The sequence below is a fragment of the Delftia sp. CH05 genome, from assembly GCF_009827015.1.
Classification (GTDB): Bacteria; Pseudomonadota; Gammaproteobacteria; order Burkholderiales; family Burkholderiaceae_C; genus Comamonas; species Comamonas tsuruhatensis.
Genome location: NZ_WUMG01000105.1, coordinates 1 through 971 on the forward strand (window position 1 = coordinate 1; position 971 = coordinate 971).

The following is a 971-nucleotide window of genomic DNA, read 5'->3' on the forward strand; positions in this document are numbered from 1 at the left end:
GGCGCCAGCAAGCTCCTCCATCAACGCAGCAGGCTCAGCACCTGCTGGGGCAGCTGGTTGGCCTGGGCCACCATCGCCGTACCAGCCTGCTGCAGGATCTGCGTACGGCTCAGGTTCGCCGTTTCCTTGGCAAAGTCGGCATCCGTGATCCGGCTGCGCGCTGCGGAAATGTTTTCGTTCTGGATGTCGATGTTCTCCACAGCCTTCTCGAAGCGGGTCTGCAGTGCGCCCAGGTCGCCGCGCGCCGTGTTCACCTTGTCGATGGCGTTGTCGATACGCTGCATGGCTTCCCACGCGCCAGACTGGGTGGAGATGTCCACCTTGTCGATGCCCTTGCCCTCAGCGGTTGTGATGGCCGTCAGACTCGTTGCAGCCGCCGTGCCGACTGCCACCGATGCGGTCGTGCCCGTCGTGCCCGTCGGCGCTGCCGTGGCGCGCAGCTCAATCGTCGTGCCGTCTTCGCTGAGGAAGGCCGTCACGCCGGTATCAGCGGTCTTGGCGTTGATGGCTTCGATGGTGCGACCGGTCACCTCGGTCTGCGTCGCATTGGCGTCTTGCTCGATCGTGGCCACGGCAGAGGCGGTGGCACCTTGGATCGTGAGACTCACCGAGGCGGACGTCACCGACGCCTGCGTCACGGCGGAACTGCTGATCGAGCCCACGCTGTACGAGGAGTTGCCCAGGCTGTCGACCTTCACGTTGCCCAACGAGCCCACGCTGATGTTGTCGCCAGAGTTCGCACCCACCTGGAACACGCCACCCGTGAAGCTGCCTTCCAGCAGCTTCTGGCCATTGAACGTGGTGGTCTTGGCCACACGGTCCACTTCATCACGCAGTTGAGACAGCTCCGACTGCAGCGCCTCACGGTCGCTCTTGCTGTTCGTCGCGTTGGACGACTGCACCGCCAGCTCGCGCATGCGCTGCAGCATGTCGCCGACCTTGCCCAGCGCGCCTTCAGCCGTCTGTGCCAG

The 971-nt window shown here is 64.7% G+C and carries 1 protein-coding gene; it reads right to left on the reverse strand.

The genetic code is table 11. From position 1 onward, the window contains the following. Positions 1-20: 20 nt before the first annotated feature. Positions 21-971 (reverse strand): flagellin (locus GRX31_RS30385; protein ID WP_160856259.1); only part of this gene is annotated, 951 nt, incomplete at its 5' end.